Origin of the sequence: Goekera deserti (assembly GCF_010685995.1) — a bacterium.
Taxonomy (GTDB): Bacteria; Actinomycetota; Actinomycetes; order Mycobacteriales; family Geodermatophilaceae; genus Goekera; species Goekera deserti.
Genome location: NZ_JAAGWK010000005.1, coordinates 34,505 through 52,504, shown reverse-complemented (window position 1 = coordinate 52,504; position 18,000 = coordinate 34,505). Strand labels below are relative to the sequence as shown.

Genomic DNA, 18,000 nt, shown 5'->3' with positions numbered 1-18,000 from the left:
GGGTCGCTACCGTGCGCCGGTGGCTCCTCCCTACCTCCGTCACCCGGACGTCCGCGGCGACCTGGTGACCTTCGTGGCCGCCGACGACGTCTGGCTCGCGCCGGTCGCCGGTGGTCGTGCGTGGCGGCTGACCGACGACCGCACGCCCGTCCGCAACTCCCGGTTCTCGCCCGACGGCAGCGCCGTGGCCTGGACGTCGACCCGCGACGGGCACAACGAGGTCTACGTCGTCGACGTCGACGGCGGCGTGCCGCACCGGCTCACCTGGTGGGGCAGCGCCACCACCTCGGTGCTCGGCTGGACCGCCGACGGGCGCGTGCTGGTGGCGTCGGCCGCCCGCGAGGCCAACTCCAGCCGGCAGGTGGTGCACGCCGTCGGCCGTGACCTCGTCGCCGAGCGGCTGCCGGTCGGTCCGGCGTCGGGCATCGCCGTCCGGGCCGACGGCGCGACGGTCGTGGCCACGGTCGGCAGCCGGCCGCCCGCGCACTGGAAGCGCTACCGCGGCGGGACCGCCCCGCGGCTGTGGCTGGACCGCACCGGCGCCGGGCAGGCCTGGGAGCAGCTGCTGCCCGACGAGGCGGCCTCGCTGGTCGACCCGTCCTGGGTCGGGGACCGGTTGGTGTTCGTCAGCGACCGCGCCGCCCGGCTGCCCGGCCCGGCCGACGAGGTCGCCGACCTGTGGTCGCTGGACGTCGACGACCCGGCCGCCGGCCCACGCCGGGTCACCACGCACACCGCCGCCGAGGGCTACGTGCGCGACGCCCGCACCGACGGCACCCGCGTCGTCTACACCGCCCACGGCACCCTGTACCTGCTGGCCGACCTCGACGGCCGCCCCGAGGCGCTGGCCGTCACGCTGCCCGGCTCGGTGGGGGCGCGCAGCTCCCGCCAGCTCGAGCCGACCGAGGACCTCGCCGAGTTGCGCCCGGACACCGGCGGTGACGCCAGCCTGGTGGAGTGGCGGGGCAAGGCCTTCCTGCTCAGCCACCGGCAGGGCCCCGGGCGGGCGCTGGCGGCCGACTCCGCCGTCCGGGCCCGGCTGGTGCGCCCGCTGGGCACCGGCGGGTCGGCGGTGCTGGTCAGCGACGCCGACGGCGAGGACGCGCTGCACGTGCACCCGCTGACCGGCGGGCCGGGGCGCCGGCTGGACACCGGCCCGCTCGGGCGGGTGCTGCACCTGGAGAGCGACCCCGCCGGCGCCCGGGTGGCGGCGGTGTCCTCCGACGGCGCGGTGCGGGTGGTCGACGTCGAGACCGGGACCGCGCGCCAGGTGGGCAGCTCCCGCAACGGCGAGGCCACCGGGCCGGCGTTCTCCCCGGACGGCCGCTGGCTGGTGTGGTCCCAGCCGGTGCGCCCCTTCGGGCAGAGCCGGCTGGTGCTGGCCGACCTGGACGCACCCGACGCTGACCCGGTCGCGCTGACCTCCGGCCGCTTCGACGACACCTCCGCGGCGTTCACCCTGGACGGCCGGCACCTGGCGTTCCTGTCCGCCCGGACGTTCGACCCCGCCTACGACAGCCATGTGTTCGACTTGTCGTTCCCCGCGGCGGTACGCCCGTACCTGGTCCCGCTGACCGCCACCGAGCCCGCGCCCTTCGGCCCGAGCGCCGACGGCTGGCGGATCAGCAAGCCCGACCCCGCACCCGCCGACGCCGACGCACCCGCCACCCCGCCGCCGGTGTCGGTCGACGTCGAGGGCTTCGAGCAGCGGCTGGTGGCCTTCCCCGTCCCCTCCGGCAGCTACCGCGACCTGCACGCGGCCAAGGACGGCGTCCTCTGGGTCCGCGAGCCGGGCGAGGAGTCCACGCTCGGTGCCCGACGGGCCGGCGTCGAGGGCGAGGCGCCCGGCGCGGTCGCCGAGTTCTTCTCCTTCCTGACCCGCGAGCTGGTCGAGCTGACCGACCGCGCCGACACCGTGGCGGTCAGCGGGGACGGCGAGCGCCTGGTGCTCCGCTCCGGCGACGACGTCACCGTGCGCCCGACCGGGCGCGTGGTGAAGGCCGAGGACCCGGACCTCGTGCGGGTGGACCTCGGTCGGCTCCGCTTCGAGCTGGATCCGGGCGCGGAGTGGCGGCAGATGTTCACCGAGACCGCCACCCTGATGCGGGACCACTACTTCCGAGCCGACCTCGACGGCGTGGACTGGACGGCGGTGCTCGACCGGTACCGCCCGCTGGTCGATCGGATCGCCGGCCACGACGACCTCGTGGACCTGCTGTGGGAGGTGGTCGGGGAGCTGAACACCTCGCACGCCTACGTCCGCACCGACGCCCCGGCCGGGGACCAGGAGCGCCGGCTGGGCCTGCTCGGCGCCGACCTGAGCCCGGCCGACGGCGGCTGGCGCATCGACCGGGTGCTCGACGGGGAGTCCAGCGACCCGCAGGCCCGGTCACCGCTGCGCGCCGCCGGCGTGGGCGCCCGGGCCGGCGACCTGGTGGTGGCCGTGGACGGCCGCCCGGTGGACCCGCAGGTCGGGCCTGCGGCCGGCCTGGTGGGCGCCGCGGACCGCCTGGTGGAGCTGACCCTGCGCTCCGGTGGGGAGGACCGCCGGGTGGTGGTCGTCCCGCTGGCCTCCGAGGAGCAGCTGCGCTACCACGACTGGGTGCGCGGCCGGGCCGCCTACGTGCAGGAGCACAGCGGTGGGCGCCTGGGGTACGTGCACGTGCCGGACATGATGAGCCTGGGCTGGGCCCAGCTGCACCGTGACCTGCACCTGGCCACCGAGGCCGAGGGCCTGGTCGTCGACGTCCGGTACAACCGCGGCGGGCACACCAGCCAGCTGGTGCTGGAGCGGCTGGCCCGCCGTCCGGTCGGCTGGAGCCGCGCCCGGCACGTGGACGGCGCCGAGCCCTACCCGCTGATGTCCCCGCGTGGCCCGGTCGTCCTGGTGGCCAACGAGTACTCGGGGTCCGACGGGGACATCGTCAACGCAGCGGCCCAGGCACTCGGGCTCGGGCCGGTCGTGGGCACCCGGACCTGGGGCGGCGTCGTGGGCATCGACAACCGTTTCGAGCTGGTGGACGGCACCCAGGTGACCCAACCCAGGTACGCATTCTGGCTCGAGGGCAAGGGCTGGGGGGTGGAGAACCACGGCGTCGACCCGGACATCGAGGTGGTGCACACGCCGGCCGACCACGACGGTCCCGGCGATCCGCAGCTGGACCGGGCGATCGCCGAGGCGCTGCAACGGCTGTCCCGGACACCCGCCGCCCGGCCGCCGGCGCTCCCCCTCCCGCGCGTCCACCCGTGATCATCGGGGTGGGTATCGACGTGTGCCCGGTGGAGCGGTTCGCGGCCTCGCTGGCGCGGACGCCGGGGCTGCGGGACCGGCTGTTCACCGCCGACGAGCAGCGCACCCTGTCCGGTGCTGCCCGGACGGCCGAGTCGCTGGCGGCCCGGTTCGCGGCCAAGGAGGCGCTCGCCAAGGCGCTGGGGGCACCCGGCGACCTGCACTGGCACGACGCCGAGGTGCAGGTGGGCGAGCGGGGCCGGCCGCTGCTCGTCGTCCGGGGCACGGTCGCCCGGCGGGCCGCCGAGCTGGGCGTCACCCGCTGGCACGTGTCGCTGAGCCACGACGGGGGCATCGCCTCGGCCGTGGTCCTCGCCGAGTCCGTGCCGCCCGCCGACGCCACGCGGCCCGGCGACCCCGCGCCGCCCACCGGCGCCGTCCCGCCGGCCGACCCCGTGCCGCCGTCCCGGCCCGGTGGCGCGCCGGTCGCGCCGTGAGGCAGCTGCACACCGTCGCGCAGCTGCGGGCCGCGGAGCAGGCGGCCCGCGCCGGCCTGCCCGACGGCACCCTGATGCAGCGGGCCGCGACCGGGCTGGCCACCCACTGCCTGGCTCTGGCCGGCCGGGCGCACGGCCTGCGGGTGACGCTGCTCGTCGGTGCCGGTGACAACGGTGGGGACGCGCTGCTGGCCGGCGCCCTGCTCGCCCGCCGCGGCGCCCGGGTCACCGCGGTGCTGCTCGCCCCGGACCGGGCGCACCCGGGCGGCCTGGCCGCGCTGCGGGGGGCCGGTGGGCGCCTGGCCGACCTCGCCGACGCGGGCCTGGACCGGGCCGACCTCGTGCTCGACGGCATCGTGGGCATCGGCGGCCGCGGCGGCCTGCGGCCCGCCGCCGCCGAGCTCGCCCGGGCCGCCGCGGCCGGGCCGGGCCTGCTGGTGGCCGTCGACCTGCCCAGCGGGGTCGACGCCGACACCGGCGCGGTCGACGGCGAGGCGTTCGCGGCCCAGCACACGGTCACCTTCGGCACCCGCACCCCGGGCCTGGTCGTGGGCGCCGGGCGCCGGCACACCGGTCGGCTGCACCTGGTCGACATCGGCCTCGGGCCGCACCTGGCCGCCGCGGCCACCCGGCAGCTCACCGACGCCGACGCCGCCGACCGCATCGAGGCGCCCTCGGCGGCCAGCGACAAGTACACGCAGGGCGTCGTCGGCATCGTCGCCGGCTCGGCGACCTACCCCGGCGCCGGCGTGCTCTGCACCGGGGCCGCGCTGCACACCCGCCCCGGGCTGGTGCGCTACGCCGGCACCGCCGCCGACGGCGTGCGGGCCGCCTGGCCGGAGGCGATCGTGACCGCCGGCCGGCCCGGTGACGCCGGCCGGGTGCAGAGCTGGGTCGTCGGCCCCGGCGTGGGCACCGACGACGAGGCGCGCAGCGTGCTGGCCGAGGTGCTGGACACCGACCTGCCGGTGGTCGTGGACGCCGACGCGCTGACGATGCTCGCCGACGACCCGGACCTGGTGCGCGCCCGCACCGCACCCACCGTGCTCACCCCGCACGACCGCGAGTTCGCCCGGATCGCCGGCGACGTCGGCCCCGACCGGCTGGCCGCCGCCCGCCGGGCCGCCGCCGACCTGGGCTGCACGGTGCTGCTCAAGGGCAGCGCCACCGTCGTCGCCGACGCCGACGGCAGCGCCTTCGTCAACGGCACCGGGACGCCGTACCTGGCCACCGCGGGCACCGGCGACGTGCTGGCCGGTGTGCTCGGCGCGCTGCTCGCCTCCGCCGCGGTGACCGGCCTGCCGGCGGTGGAGGCCGCCGCGGTGGCCGCGCACGTGCACGGCCGGGCCGGGGAGCTCGCCGCCGCGCGCGGCCCGCTGCTGGCCGGCGACCTGGTGCGCCTGCTGCCGGAGACCCTGCACCGGCTCCGCGAGGCGCCCGGGCCGCATGGAGTGCCGGCGGCGAGGGGACCTGCGCAGTGACACTCCACAGGCGGACCGCGCCCGCCGACCGCGTGTCCGAGCTGGGAGAGTGGGCACCGTGAGCACCGACCGGGCCGAGGTGGTGGTCGACCTCGACGCCATCGCCGCCAACACCGCCGTCCTGCGTGCCCGCGTCGACCGCCCGCTGATGGCCGTGGTCAAGGCCGACGGGTACGGCCACGGCCTGGTGCCCGCCGCGCGCGCGGTGCTGGCCGGCGGCGCCGACGCGCTGGGCGTGGCGGTGGTGGAGGAGGCGCTGGCGCTGCGCGCGGCCGGGGTCACCGCGCCGGTGCTGGCGTGGCTGGCCGGGCCGGGGGAGGACCATGCCGCCGCGCTCGCCGCGGACGTCGAGGTGTCGGTCAACGCCGAGTGGGGCCTCGCCGAGGTGGTCGCCGCCGCCCGGGCCACCGGTCGCACCGCGCAGCTGCACCTCAAGTGCGACACCGGCCTGTCCCGCGGCGGCGCGACACCCGCCGACTGGCCGGGTCTGGTCACCGCCGCCGCGAAGGCGCAGGCGGACGGCGACGTCCGGGTGGTCGGGCTGTGGAGCCACCTGGCCTACGCCGACGCACCCACCCACCCGACCATCGCCGCCCAGGTCGCGGTCTTCGAGGAGGCCACCGCCCTGGCCCGGGCCGCAGGGCTGACCGACGCGCGCCGGCACCTGGCCAACTCCGCGGCCACCGTGGCCCTGCCCGCCACCTGGTACGACCTGGTGCGCCCGGGGATCGCCCTCTACGGGCTCGACCCGCTGGGCGGCGACCCGGCCGAGCACGGCCTGCGCCCGGCGATGACCGTGCAGGCCCGGGTGGCGCTGACCAAGCGCGTCCCGGCCGGCGCCGGCGTCAGCTACGGGCACACCCACACCACCGACCGGGAGACGACGCTGGCGCTGGTGCCGGTCGGTTACGCCGACGGCGTGCCGCGCGCCGGCGGCAACCGGGCGCCGGTGCTGGCCGCCGGTGCGCAGCGCACCATCGCCGGGCGAGTCTGCATGGACCAGTTCCTGCTCGACGTCGGGGACGACGCCGTCGCACCCGGCGACCAGGTGGTGCTGTGGGGTCCCGGCGACGGCGGCGAGCCGACCGCGCAGCAGTGGGCCGACGCCGTGGACACCATCCACTACGAGCTGGTCACCCGGGTCGGTGGCCGGTTCACCCGCCGCCACGTCGGCACGGCCGGTGTGGCCCGGTGACGCGCGCGCCCCGCCTGCCGCACCCCAGCGGCCGCACCGCAGGGCTGATCGGCGCCGCGGTCGGGCTGGCCGCGGCCGGGACCGCGGTCGGGGTCGCGGTCAGCCGCACCGCCGGCAGTCGCGTGCGCGCCGACGAGCTCGGCCGGTCGGCCGGGGCGGACGAGCTCCCCGCGCACCGCCCGGCTGCCGACCGCGCCGACCTCGCGCCGTCGGTGCTGCGGGAGGACGACCCGCTGGGCTCCGGGTCACGACCGGCCGACCGCACGGCGCTGGTCCGGGCCGACGACGGCGTGCTGCTCTCCGTCGAGGAGATCGGCCCGACCGACGCCCCGCTCACCATCGTCTTCGCGCACGGGTACGCGCTGTCGATGGCCTCCTGGACCTTCCAGCGGCGTGACCTGGGGGCGTCGCTGGCCACCGCCAACGGCCACCGGCCGCAGGCGCGGCTGGTGTTCTACGACCAGCGGGGGCACGGCTCCTCCGGCCGGGGCGACGCCGCGCACGCCACCATCGACCAGCTCGCCGACGACCTGGCCGCCGTCCTGCGGGCGCGGGTGCCGCGCGGCCCGGTGCTGCTGGCCGGCCACTCCATGGGCGGGATGACGGTGCTCAGCTTCGCCGGTCGGCACCGCGACGTGTTCGCCGCACGGGTGGCCGGGGCGGCGCTGGTGTCGACGTCCAGCGGGGGGCTGGCCGACCTCGACTTCGGCATGCCGCACCTGCTCACCCGGCTGCGGGCCGCCGTCCTGCCGATCGCGGCGTGGGCGATGCGGCACCGGCCGGGCTTCGCCGAGCGCGCCCGCCGGGCGGCTCGGGACGTCGTGTCGGCGGCGACCTGGTCGCTGTCGTTCGCCTCCCGGGACGTCGACCCGGCACTCGGCCGGTACGTGGACGCGATGATCGCCGGCACCCCGGTCGACGTGATCGCCGAGTTCTACCCGGCCCTGGTGGGGCTGGACGCCAGCGCCGCGCTGGAGCCGTTCCGCTCGGTGCCCACGCTGGTGCTCACCGGCGACGAGGACAAGATGATCCCGATGCGGCACAGCGAGCTGATCGTGGAGGCGCTGTCCTCCGACAGCACCGAGCTCGTCGTGGTGCCCCGGGCCGGGCACCTGGTGCTGCTGGAGCGGCCGGAGGAGGTCACCGCCGCCCTCACCCGGCTGGTGCGCCGGGTGGCGGCGGCCCGCTCGTCGTCCACCGCGTGACCCGTGGGGCAGCGGTGCGGCTGCCCGCCTAGGGTCGTGCCGTGGCCCCACCCCGCCCGCCGCGCCTGGACGCGGCCGCCGACGAGGTCGCCCGCACCGCGGCCGCCGCCCCCGACTGGGACTCCCTGGCCGCCGCGGCGTCCGGCTGCCTGGCCTGCCCGGAGCTCGCCGCGACCCGGCAGCACGTCGTCGTCGGCGACGTCCCGGTGCACGGCCGGCCGCGGCTGGTGGTGATCGGCGAGGCACCCGGCGCCACCGAGGACCAGACCGGCCGGCCCTTCGTCGGGAAGTCCGGCCAGCTGCTGGACCAGCTGCTGGGCGAGGCCGGCGTCGACCGCGCGGACGTGGCCGTGCTCAACATCGTCAAGTGCCGCCCGCCGGGCAACCGGACGCCGCGGATCCCGGAGGTGACGGCCTGCAGCGGCTGGCTGCGCCGCCAGCTGGAGCTGCTCGGTGCACCGGTCGTGGTCGCGCTCGGGCTGTCCTCGGCGAAGTGGTTCCTCGGCCCGAAGACCGTGCTGGGCCAGGTGCGCGGGCGCCCGCACGAGGTCGACGGCCGCTCGGTCTGGGCCACGTACCACCCGTCCGCGGCGATCCGGTTCGGACCGCGGGGGGCACCGCGGGCGGCACTGGCCGAGGACCTCGCGGCCGTGGCGGCGTCGCTGTGAGCCCCGCTGGGCGGGTGGCTGCCAGGTGGTCGCGGTGAGGCGGGAGCACACGCTGCCCACCCCGGCGGACACGCACGCCCTCGGCGTCGAGCTGGCCGGGCTGCTCGCGGCCGGTGACCTGCTGGTGCTGTCCGGGCCGCTGGGGGCCGGCAAGACCGCGCTGACCCAGGGCATCGGGGCTGGCCTGGGCGTGCGCGGCCCGGTGACCTCGCCGACGTTCGTGCTGGCCCGCGTGCACCGCGACGGCCGGCTGCCGCTGGTGCACGTGGACGCCTACCGGCTGGGCGGGCTGGCCGACGTCGAGGACCTGGACCTGGACGCCTCCACCGCGGAGTCGGTCACCGTCGTCGAGTGGGGCCACGGTCTGGTCGAGCAGCTCGCCGACGAGCACCTGCTGGTCGAGCTGGACCGCGGCGACGACGGCGAGGCCCGCACCGCCCGGCTGGTGCCGCACGGCCCGTCGTGGGAGCGCCGGCTGGCGGGCTGACGCCCGGGCGGGGGACGGCGGCCCTTAGGGTCGTCAGTCGTGCTCGTCCTCGCCCTCGACACCGCCACCCCGACGCTGGTCGTCGGTCTCGCGCGCTGGTCGGCCGGCGTGCCCGCCGAGGTGCTCGCCGAGACCGCCGTCGAGTCCGGCAACCGGCACGCCGAGCTGCTCACCCCGGCCGTCCGGGCCGTGCTCGCCGACGCCGGGGTCGGCATGGCCGAGCTGGGTGCCGTGGTGACCGGGCTGGGCCCGGGCCCGTTCACCGGCCTGCGGGTCGGCATCGTCACCGCCGCCGCGCTCGCCGACGCCCGCGGGCTGCCCGTCGTCGGCGTCTGCTCGCTGGACGCCGTCGGCACCGGCGCGCGCTCGGTGGTCACCGACGCCCGCCGCAAGGAGGTCTACTGGGCCGGCTACGACGCCGACGGCACCCGGGTGGCCGGTCCCGGCGTCGACCGGCCGGAGGACGCCGCGCTGAGCGACCCGGTCGTCGGTGACCCCGGCTTCGCCGAGCGCCTCGGCCGGCCGGTGCAGGCCGCCGCCGTGACCACGGCCGGGCTGCTGCGCGCCGCCGGCCCGCAGCTGGCGTCCGGCCGCCCCGACCCGCTGGTGCCGCTGTACCTGCGCCGTCCGGACGCCGTGCCGCCGGCCGCACGCAAGGCCGTCTCCCAGCGGGTGGCCGGGCAGTGACCGTCCAGCTGCGGGACATGACGCCGGCGGACCTGCCGGCGGTGATGGTGCTGGAAGAAGAGCTCTTCGCCCCGGACACCTGGACCCGGTCGATGTACGCCGACGAGCTGCGCCGCACCGAGACCCGGCACTACGTGGTGGCCGTGGACGAGGCGGGCACCGTGCTCGGGTACGCGGGCCTGATCGCCTACCCCGAGGAGGCACACATCGCCACCATCGGCGTCACCGCCACGGCGCAGGGCCGGGGCATCGGCGCGCAGCTGCTGGACACCCTGCTGGCCGAGGCCGACCGCCGCAGCCGCGTGGTGCTGCTGGAGGTGCGTGCGGACAACGAGGTGGCGCAGGGCCTCTACCGTCGCCGCGGGTTCACCGAGGTCGGCCGGCGGCGCGGCTACTACCAGCCCAGCGGCACCGACGCCGTCGTGATGAGCCGGGAGGTGCCGGCATGAGCGACCAGCCGCTGGTGCTGGGCTTCGAGACCTCGTGCGACGAGACCGGGATCGGTCTGGTGCGCGGGTCGACGCTGCTGTCCGACGCGCTGGCCACGTCGGTGGCCGAGCACGAGCGCTTCGGCGGCGTGGTGCCCGAGATCGCCTCCCGCGCGCACCTGGAGGCCATGGTGCCCACCGTGCACCGGGCGCTCGCCGACGCCGGGGTCACCCTGGGCGACGTCGACGCCGTCGCGGTCACCGCCGGCCCCGGGCTGACCGGGGCCCTGCTGGTCGGCGTGGCCGCCGCCAAGGCCTACGCGCTGGCGCTGGACCGGCCGCTGTACGGGGTCAACCACCTGGCCGCGCACGTGGCCGTCGACGAGCTGGAGCACGGCCGGCTGGCCGAGCCCTCGATCGCGATGCTGGTCTCCGGCGGGCACAGCTCGCTGCTGCTGGTGCCCGACCTGTCCCAGGACGTGCAGCCGCTGGGCCAGACCATCGACGACGCGGCGGGGGAGGCCTTCGACAAGGTCGCTCGCGTGCTGGGCCTGCCCTTCCCGGGTGGCCCGTACGTCGACCGGGCGGCCCGGGACGGCGACCCGGCCTCGATCGCCTTCCCGCGCGGGCTGACCGGGCAGCGCGACGCGCCCTACGACTTCTCCTTCTCCGGGCTGAAGACCGCCGTCGCCCGCTGGGTGGAGGCCCGCGAGCGGGCCGGGGAGCCGGTGCCGGTGCCGGACGTCGCCGCGGCGTTCCAGGAGGCCGTCGTCGACGTGCTCACCGCCAAGGCGGTGCGCGCCTGCCGCGACCACGGGGTGGACCACCTGGTGATCGGTGGCGGCGTGGCCGCCAACTCCCGGCTGCGCGCGCTCGCCTCGGAGCGGTGCGCGGCCGCCGGCATCGTGCTGCGCACCCCGAGCCCGCGGCTGTGCACCGACAACGGCGCCATGGTCGCCGCGCTCGGGTCCCGGCTGGTGCAGGCCGGCGTCGCGCCGTCCGACCCGTCGCTGGGTGCGGACAGCTCGATGCCGATCGACGTCGTCAGCCGCGCCGGCTGAGGCGGTGCGCACCGGCCCGCGCGACCCCGCGCTGCTGCCCACCGCGCACCTGCACGTACACCTGGAGGGCAGCATCCGGGACGCCACCCTGGCCGAGCTCGCCGGCCGCCCGCTCCCGCCGCAGCGGGCCGCCCATCCGGGCTTCGCCGCGTTCGCCGCCGCCAACGGCGCCGTCCGGGAGCTGCTCGACTCACCGGCCGCCTTCCGTCGGGTGGCCGAGGAGTTCTGCGCCGACCAGGCCGCCGCCGGGGTGCGCTGGGCCGAGGTGACGGTCACCGCCGCCTCCCACGGCGAGCGGCTGGGCGACCCGGTCATGCCGCTGGAGTCGGTGCTGGAGGGGCTGGCCGCGGGGCAGGCCGCGCACGACGTCGAGGTGCGGGTGCTGCTGGACCACCCGCGGCGGCGGTCGGTCGAGCGCTTCGCCGCCACCCTCGCGCTGGCCCGGCGGTACGCCGGAGACGGGGTCGTGGGCATCGGGTTCGCCGGTGCCGAGTCGCACCCGCTCACCCCGTTCGCCCGGCTGGTCGACGAGGCCGCCGACGCCGGGGTGCGGCTGGTGCACCACGCGGGCGAGGAGTGCGGTCCGGCGAGTGTCCGGGAGGCCCTCGAGGTCGGGCGGGCGGACCGGATCGGCCACGGCATCCGGGCCCTGGAGGACGCCGACCTCGTCGCCGAGCTGCGCGAGCGGCAGGTGCCGCTGGAGGTGTGCCCGTCGTCCAACGTGGCGCTCGGCCTGGTGCCGAGCCTCGCCGCGCACCCGCTGGCCCGGATGCGGGACGCCGGCCTGGCGGTGAGCGTGCACACCGACGTGCCCGCCGTGACCGGCCGGACGCTGGCCATCGAGCACGCCGCCGTGCGTGCGGCCCTCGGCTGGGACGACGCGGACCTCGCCGGCCTGGCCCGGGCCGGGGTGCGCGCGTCGTTCGCCCCGCCCGCCACCCGGGACCGGCTGCTCGCCGGCGTCGACGCCTGGCTGGCCGGCTGACGGTCCGGCCCGGCGGTCCCGCCATCCACCCCGGTCGGCGGTCGCCGGGGCCGGGGCGGTCAGCCGGCGGAGAGCAGCTCGCGCACCCAGGCCCCGGCGGCGTCGACGTCGACGAAGGTCCGCTGCGGGTAGCCCGGGCCGTGGCCGGTGGCCGGGGCGTCCCGGGTGAGCGACCGGTAGCGACGCTCGTCGTAGACGTCGGCCCACGCCGCGATCCGCGGCACCAGCTCCGCGAGCTGCCCGGCGGCCCAGCTCTCCAGGGCCGCGCGTCCCTCCGCGGTGGGTGCACCGAGCAGACGACGGTCCAGCACCACGGCGAACCGGCCGTCGGCCACGGCCAGGGCGTCGGCGATGAGCGCGATGTCCGCGGCGGCCAGCCGGCCGACCAGCGCCACCCGCAGCACGGCGCCGTCCCAGGCCGCGGACGAGCCGGCCGGCCCGGGCGGCGCGGACCCGGTGACCGGGCCGACGTCGTCAGGCACCGGTGAACTCGGCGAACCGGGACGCGGCGTCGGCGGACGTCGCGGGCTCGCCCTCGTCCAGCAGCACCGCGCGCACGTCGTCGAGCACCCAGGACACGGAGAACGCCGAGGAACCGAGCCACACCTCACCGCTCACCTCGTGGACCGCCTCCCCGGTGACCGCCGACAGGCTCGACCACAGCGGCGAGGCGGTGAGCGCGTCGGTGGCGTAGGGGCCGCCGGAGAGCAGGAAGAGCACGTCGCCGTCCTGCTCGGGCAGCGTCTCGGCGGTGAACAGGACGAAAGGGCTGGTGCTGTCACCGGGGGCCTGCTGGGCCGCCGGTCGGCTCAGTCCCACACCGGCCAGCGCCGACCCGACGGCCGTCGCGGCCGGCGGGGAGAAGAAGCCGCTGTTGTCCCCGACGACCGAGGCGACCGCACCGGCCCGGCCGGCATCCTCCAGGGCGGCGGCGACCTCCGCCGTCTGCTCCTCGACGCGGCTGACCACCGCGTCGGCCTCCGAGTCGCGGTCCAGGGCGCCGGCGACCGTCGCCAGCTGCTCGTCCCAGCTGCCGGCGTAGTCGATCACCGTGGTCGGCGCGATGGCGTCCAGCTGCTCCTCGGCCGCGACGGTGGTCGGGATGGACACACCGATCACCACGTCCGGGTCGGCCGCGGCCACCGACTCCACGTCCAGCTCCGAACCGTAGGGCGCCGTCGTCACCCCCAGGTCGTCCAAGATCGCCGACGTCGACTCGTACTCGAAGACCTCCAGCACCAGGTCCGGCCGGACGCCGAGGGTCAAGGCGTGCAGCGCGGCGAAGTCGTCGAGTGCGACGACGACCTGCCCGTCGTCCGCCGAGGGGGAGGCCGCACCGGAGCTCGACGACTCACCGGACGTGTCACCGGAACAGCCGGTCAGGAGGACGGCGCCCGTCGTGCAGAGGGCGGCCAGGGCGACGCGAGGGGAGGACACCCGCTCTTTGTACTGAGGCCAGCCTCACCTCACAAGCACGAGATGATCACACCGTTGCCCGGCCGGGGCCGGCCAGGGGAGCGGCGGGCCCGCAGACGATGGCGGTCGGGGCGTCCATCACCCTGGTCACGACGACGACCGCCCGCCCGCTGCCCGGTCCGCGCAGCCGGCGCGCCAGGGTCTCGGGCTCGACGGGGGAGCCGCGCTTCTTGACCATCACCCGGCCGACGTCCCGGGCGCGCAGCAGTGCGGTGAGCCGCTTGACCGAGAAGGGCAGCACGTCGAGCACCGGGTAGGAGCTGACCCACGGGGAGTCCGATGCCGCGTCCGAGGTCAGGTAGGCGATCTGCGGGTCGACCAGCGTCGCCCCCAGGGTGTCGGCCACGGTGGCCACCAGCCCGGAGCGGATGACCGCCGGGTCCGGCTCGTGCAGCCAGGCCCGGACCGGCGCCGTCGGGGCCCGCCCCGGGTCGGTGTCGGCCACCAGCTCCAGCACCTCGTCGCCGGCGCCGCGCACCAGGGTTGCCCGGCGCCAGGTCGAGGACAGGCCGCGGCCCCACAGCAGCGCCTCCACGATCGAGCCACCGACCGACACCCACTCCGCCTCCACGCCGTCCGGCACCCGCTCGTGGTCCAGGCCCGGCGCCACCTTCACCACGCACGCCGGCACCCGGTCCAGCAGGGCGGTGACCGTCGACCAGGGCGGTGACCAGCGGTCCGGGTCCAGCACGCGGCGCCCACCGGAGCGCCGCGCGGGGTCCAGCACCGCCGCGTCGCAGCCGGCCACCCGGCCGTCGGCGGCGTCCGCGACCAGGTCCACCACGTCGGCGTCGCGCACCTCGACGTCGCCGAGCCCGAGCGCGGTGACGTTCGCCCGGGTCAGCTCGCGGGCCACCGGGTCGCGGTCCACGGCCAGCACCCGGGCACCGGCCCGGGCCAGGGCCACGGTGTCGGTGCCCGAGGCGCAGCCCAGGTCGGCCACCGACCGGGCACCGCCGGCCAGCAGTCGCGCCGCCCGACGGTCGGCCAGCTGCGGGCGCCCGGCCTGCTCCAGGGTGCCGGTGGTCCACAGCAGCCGGTCGGCGTCGTCGCCGAACACCGGCCGCGCCCGGGCCCGCACCCGGGCGATGCCCCAGGCCGGCCCGGCCAGCTCCGCGCCCACCTCGGCCCGCAGCCGGGAGAGGGCGGCGACGACGTCGGTCCGGTCGGTGAGCAGCTGCGACGCCCTGGCCAGCGCGGCTGCGCCGGCGGGGGTGGCCAGGGCCCGCAGCTGGCGGACGGTCTCCGCTGCCTGGGCCGGGTCGGCGTCGTCGCTCACGGGCCCGGCTCGCTCACGCGGGTGACGCTACGGGACCCCCGACCGACCCGGTTGAGCAGCTGGCACTCGCATGGGTAGAGTGCCAACCGACACGCAGACGGCGCCTGACCCCCGCGACGGCAGGTCCGCACCTCGTGCCACCGCGTCAGCACTGCCCAGAGATCCATCCCAGCTCATCGACATGAAGGGGGCGTCACCGACGTGACGACCGCTACCAAGGTCAACATCAAGCCGCTGGAAGACCGCGTCGTGGTCCAGGCGAACGAGGCCGAGACGACCACCGCCTCCGGCCTGGTCATCCCGGACACCGCCAAGGAGAAGCCGCAGGAGGGCACGGTCATCGCCGTGGGCCCCGGCCGCGTCGACGACAACGGCAACCGCGTCCCGCTCGACGTCTCCGTCGGCGACGTGGTCATCTACTCCAAGTACGGCGGCACCGAGGTCAAGTACGCCGGTGAGGACTACCTCGTCCTCTCCGCGCGCGACCTGCTCGCCGTCGTCGAGAAGTAAGGACCCCTCTGCCCCCCACCGCACGCTCCGCGCGCGGCGGGACCCTGCAGAGGGGCCGGTTCCAGCCTTCCGCGTGGAGGCTGGTCCGGACCCCTTCTGCCCCCCACCGCACGCTCCGCGCGCGGCGGGACCCTGCAGAGGGGCCGGTGCCAGCCTCCCGAGTGGAGGCCGGTCCCGATCCCCGCACCACCGAACGCCCCGGGCGGCCCGTACTCCGGGTCTCCCGGGGCGTTCGTCGTGACGCACCCCTGACCTCGTAGAGGAACCCCATGGCAAAGAGCATCAAGTTCAACGAGGACGCCCGCCGGGCCCTCGAGCGCGGTGTCGACAAGCTCGCCGACGCCGTGAAGGTGACGCTCGGCCCGCGCGGCCGCAACGTCGTGATCGACAAGAAGTTCGGCGCCCCCACGATCACCAACGACGGTGTCACCATCGCCCGCGAGATCGAGCTCGACGACCCGTTCGAGAACCTCGGCGCCCAGCTGGCCAAGAACGTCGCCACCAAGACCAACGACGTCGCCGGTGACGGCACCACCACCGCCACGGTGCTCGCCCAGGCCCTGGTGCACGAGGGCCTGCGCAACGTCGCCGCCGGTGCCAACCCCACGGCGCTGGGCCGCGGCATCAACACCGCCGTCGCCGCCGTGCAGGCCGCGCTCGACGCCGTCGCCATCCCGGTCGACGAGCGTCGCGCGATCGCCGAGGTCGCCACCATCTCTGCGCAGGACGCCGAGGTCGGGGCCCTGATCGGCGAGGCGATGGAGCGGGTCGGCAAGGACGGTGTGATCACCGTCGAGGAGTCCAACACGCTGCACACCGACCTCGACGTCACCGAGGGCCTGCAGTTCGACAAGGGCTACCTGTCGCCGTACTTCGTCACCGACTCCGAGTCCATGGAGGCCGTCCTCGAGGACGCCCTCGTGCTGCTGGTCAGCGGCAAGGTCAGCGCCCTGGCCGACCTGCTGCCGCTGCTGGAGAAGGTGCTCGCCACCGGCGGTCAGCCGCTGCTGATCGTGGCCGAGGACGTCGAGGGCGAGGCGCTGTCGACGCTGGTCGTCAACAGCATCCGCAAGACGCTGAAGGTCGTGGCGGTCAAGTCGCCGTTCTTCGGTGACCGCCGCACCGCGTTCATGACCGACCTCGCCGTGGTCACCGGCGGCCAGGTCGTCAGCGGCGACGTCGGCCTGTCCCTGGACACCGTGGGCCTGGAGGTGCTCGGCACCGTCCGCCGGGTCACCGTCACCAAGGACGACACCACGATCGTCGACGGCGGCGGCACCAGTGAGGCCATCGCCGACCGGGTCGCCCAGATCCGCCGGGAGATCGAGGACACCGACTCCGACTGGGACCGCGAGAAGCTGACCGAGCGGCTGGCCAAGCTCGCCGGCGGCATCGGCGTCATCCGGGTGGGTGCCGCGACCGAGGTCGAGATGAAGGAGCGCAAGCACCGCATCGAGGACGCCATCGCCGCCACCCGCGCCGCGGTCGAGGAGGGCGTGGTCGCCGGTGGCGGCTCCGCGCTCGTGCACGCCGCGGCCGCCGTCGACGCGCTGGAGCTCACCGGGGACGAGCTCACCGGTGCCCGCGCCGTCCGCAAGGCCCTGGACGCCCCGCTGGCGCTCATCGCCACCAACGCGGGCTTCGAGGGCCAGGTCGTCGTCGGCACGGTGCGGGAGCTGGGCGCCGGTCAGGGCTTCAACGCCGCGACCGGTGAGTTCGGCGACCTCGTCGCGCAGGGTGTGATCGACCCGGTGAAGGTCACCAAGGCAGCACTCGGTCACGCCGCCTCCATCGCGGCGATGATCCTGACCACCGACTCCGCGGTCGTCGACAAGCCGGCCGACGAGCACGAGCACGCCGGTGGGGGTCACCACACCCACGGCCACGGCGGCGGGCACGGGCACAGCCACTGAGGCAACGCCCCCTGCCGGGCCCTGCCACGCACGAACGTGCGGGGGCCCGGCAGGGGGCCGGCCCGGCAGCGGGCCCCATCCGTGAGGCAGTAGGACGACGAGAGGCCGGTCCCCGCGTGGGGACCGGCCTCTCGTCGTCAGCGGGCGGACGTCGTCCGCGCGCTGCGGTGGTGCCGGCGGCCTGCCGCCGCGGGCCGCGCCCGGCCCCGTCGTCCCGGGGCGGGCCCGTCCCACCCGTGGTCGGCAGGCGGGTCGCTCAGACGCCGGCGGCGATCGCGGCGGGCTCCGCGGCGATCAGCCGGGCCCGCTCCTCCTCGCTCATGCCGCCCCACACGCCGTAGGGCTCGCGCACGCTCAGGGCGTGCTTGAGGCAGGCCTCGACGACCGGGCAGCGGCCGCACACCGCCTTGGCTGCGTTCTGCCGGCGGGCTCGGGCGGGACCGCGCTCACCGTCGGGGTGGAAGAACAGCGAGGTGCTCTCACCGCGGCAGGAACCGTGCAGCTGCCAGTCCCAGACCTCGGCGACGGGGTTGGGCAGTCGGCGGATGTCAGCCATGTCGATCTCCTCGGCTCAGTAGGCCGGGGGGACTGCCCGGCTGCAAGGGGGCGGTGCCCGTGCCCGGTGCGCGCTAAACAAGATCGCGGTTTGTTTCTCCTGCAGGATCGGCCGAGGTGTGCGATACGCACCGCCACGCCCGGGTGACGTGGACCACCGGACGGGTGTCCGGTGGGCCACGGGCCCGTCGTCGCACGGGTGCCGTCGGACCACGGACGAGGGTCGGTAGGGCTCCCCGACCAGCAGACCGTCACCTCCTCCCCCGCGCGGGTGACACCCGGGCACCACCTCGGCGTCCCGGGTCAAGCAGGCGCGCCGCACTGCCGACGACCGGGTGGGGACC

The 18,000-nt window shown here is 76.8% G+C and carries 17 protein-coding genes; 13 read left to right on the top strand and 4 right to left on the bottom strand.

Annotated features, from left to right (window positions below):
• Nucleotides 1-19: 19 nt before the first annotated feature.
• The 11 genes from G1H19_RS24290 to add are packed head-to-tail and all read left to right on the top strand — an operon-like array spanning nucleotide 20 to nucleotide 11,923.
• Nucleotides 20-3,250, top strand: coding sequence for a S41 family peptidase (locus G1H19_RS24290; RefSeq protein WP_162393219.1), 3,231 nt, complete (start codon nucleotides 20-22; stop codon nucleotides 3,248-3,250).
• Nucleotides 3,247-3,726 carry a holo-ACP synthase gene (locus G1H19_RS23750; protein ID WP_162393220.1) on the top strand — a complete coding sequence of 160 codons (480 nt, stop codon included), beginning with the start codon at nucleotides 3,247-3,249 and terminating at the stop codon, nucleotides 3,724-3,726. The genes G1H19_RS24290 and G1H19_RS23750 overlap by 4 nt, the downstream gene beginning before the upstream one ends.
• On the top strand, nucleotides 3,723-5,207 hold the full coding sequence (locus G1H19_RS01690; protein ID WP_174277987.1) for an NAD(P)H-hydrate dehydratase: 1,485 nt from the start codon (nucleotides 3,723-3,725) through the stop codon (nucleotides 5,205-5,207). Before G1H19_RS23750 ends, G1H19_RS01690 begins: the two co-directional genes overlap by 4 nt.
• Nucleotides 5,208-5,265: 58 nt before the next feature.
• Nucleotides 5,266-6,402 (top strand): alanine racemase, encoded by a 1,137-nt coding sequence (gene alr / locus G1H19_RS01685; protein ID WP_235928192.1) that lies wholly within the window; start codon nucleotides 5,266-5,268, stop codon nucleotides 6,400-6,402.
• The gene (locus G1H19_RS01680; RefSeq protein WP_162393221.1) at nucleotides 6,399-7,607 is read left to right on the top strand and encodes an alpha/beta fold hydrolase; all 1,209 of its coding nucleotides are present in this window, start codon (nucleotides 6,399-6,401) and stop codon (nucleotides 7,605-7,607) included. Before alr ends, G1H19_RS01680 begins: the two co-directional genes overlap by 4 nt.
• A gap of 41 nt (nucleotides 7,608-7,648) precedes the next feature.
• A complete protein-coding gene (locus G1H19_RS01675; protein WP_162393222.1) occupies nucleotides 7,649-8,275 on the top strand; it encodes a uracil-DNA glycosylase in 627 nt (208 codons plus the stop codon).
• Between the two features lie 34 nt (nucleotides 8,276-8,309).
• The gene (gene tsaE, locus G1H19_RS01670; protein WP_162393223.1) at nucleotides 8,310-8,762 is read left to right on the top strand and encodes a tRNA (adenosine(37)-N6)-threonylcarbamoyltransferase complex ATPase subunit type 1 TsaE; all 453 of its coding nucleotides are present in this window, start codon (nucleotides 8,310-8,312) and stop codon (nucleotides 8,760-8,762) included.
• Between the two features lie 39 nt (nucleotides 8,763-8,801).
• Nucleotides 8,802-9,449 (top strand): tRNA (adenosine(37)-N6)-threonylcarbamoyltransferase complex dimerization subunit type 1 TsaB, encoded by a 648-nt coding sequence (gene tsaB, locus G1H19_RS01665; RefSeq protein WP_162393224.1) that lies wholly within the window; start codon nucleotides 8,802-8,804, stop codon nucleotides 9,447-9,449.
• Nucleotides 9,446-9,898, top strand: a complete 453-nt coding sequence (rimI, locus tag G1H19_RS01660) for a ribosomal protein S18-alanine N-acetyltransferase (RefSeq protein WP_235928193.1) — start codon at nucleotides 9,446-9,448, stop codon at nucleotides 9,896-9,898. The genes tsaB and rimI overlap by 4 nt, the downstream gene beginning before the upstream one ends.
• The gene (gene tsaD / locus G1H19_RS01655; RefSeq protein ID WP_152731678.1) at nucleotides 9,895-10,938 is read left to right on the top strand and encodes a tRNA (adenosine(37)-N6)-threonylcarbamoyltransferase complex transferase subunit TsaD; all 1,044 of its coding nucleotides are present in this window, start codon (nucleotides 9,895-9,897) and stop codon (nucleotides 10,936-10,938) included. Before rimI ends, tsaD begins: the two co-directional genes overlap by 4 nt.
• 4 nt (nucleotides 10,939-10,942) lie before the next feature.
• Nucleotides 10,943-11,923 carry an adenosine deaminase gene (gene add, locus G1H19_RS01650; RefSeq protein ID WP_202925954.1) on the top strand — a complete coding sequence of 327 codons (981 nt, stop codon included), beginning with the start codon at nucleotides 10,943-10,945 and terminating at the stop codon, nucleotides 11,921-11,923.
• A 59-nt stretch (nucleotides 11,924-11,982) separates the two neighbouring features.
• Here add and G1H19_RS01645 read toward each other — a convergent pair whose 3' ends face one another.
• From G1H19_RS01645 to G1H19_RS01635, 3 genes are read right to left on the bottom strand one after another with little or no spacing between them, the layout of a single operon-like run.
• Nucleotides 11,983-12,405: a hypothetical protein gene (locus G1H19_RS01645; protein WP_152731679.1), complete on the bottom strand. Its 423-nt coding sequence runs from the start codon at nucleotides 12,403-12,405 to the stop codon at nucleotides 11,983-11,985.
• Nucleotides 12,398-13,360: an ABC transporter substrate-binding protein gene (locus G1H19_RS01640; RefSeq protein ID WP_152731680.1), complete on the bottom strand. Its 963-nt coding sequence runs from the start codon at nucleotides 13,358-13,360 to the stop codon at nucleotides 12,398-12,400. The genes G1H19_RS01645 and G1H19_RS01640 overlap by 8 nt, the downstream gene beginning before the upstream one ends.
• Nucleotides 13,361-13,406: 46 nt before the next feature.
• On the bottom strand, nucleotides 13,407-14,678 hold the full coding sequence (locus G1H19_RS01635; RefSeq protein ID WP_162393225.1) for a class I SAM-dependent methyltransferase: 1,272 nt from the start codon (nucleotides 14,676-14,678) through the stop codon (nucleotides 13,407-13,409).
• 201 nt (nucleotides 14,679-14,879) lie between these two features.
• On the opposite strand from G1H19_RS01635, the gene groES reads away from it, so the two are divergent.
• Together groES and groL are read left to right on the top strand one after the other, a co-directional pair.
• Nucleotides 14,880-15,188 (top strand): co-chaperone GroES, encoded by a 309-nt coding sequence (groES, locus tag G1H19_RS01630; protein ID WP_162393226.1) that lies wholly within the window; start codon nucleotides 14,880-14,882, stop codon nucleotides 15,186-15,188.
• Between the two features lie 269 nt (nucleotides 15,189-15,457).
• Nucleotides 15,458-17,101, top strand: a complete 1,644-nt coding sequence (gene groL, locus G1H19_RS01625) for a chaperonin GroEL (RefSeq protein ID WP_152731681.1) — start codon at nucleotides 15,458-15,460, stop codon at nucleotides 17,099-17,101.
• A gap of 256 nt (nucleotides 17,102-17,357) precedes the next feature.
• On the opposite strand, the gene G1H19_RS01620 is transcribed toward groL, so the two are convergent.
• Entirely contained in the window at nucleotides 17,358-17,657 is a 300-nt protein-coding gene (locus tag G1H19_RS01620; RefSeq protein WP_152731682.1) for a WhiB family transcriptional regulator, read from the bottom strand.
• Nucleotides 17,658-18,000: the final 343 nt, after the last annotated feature.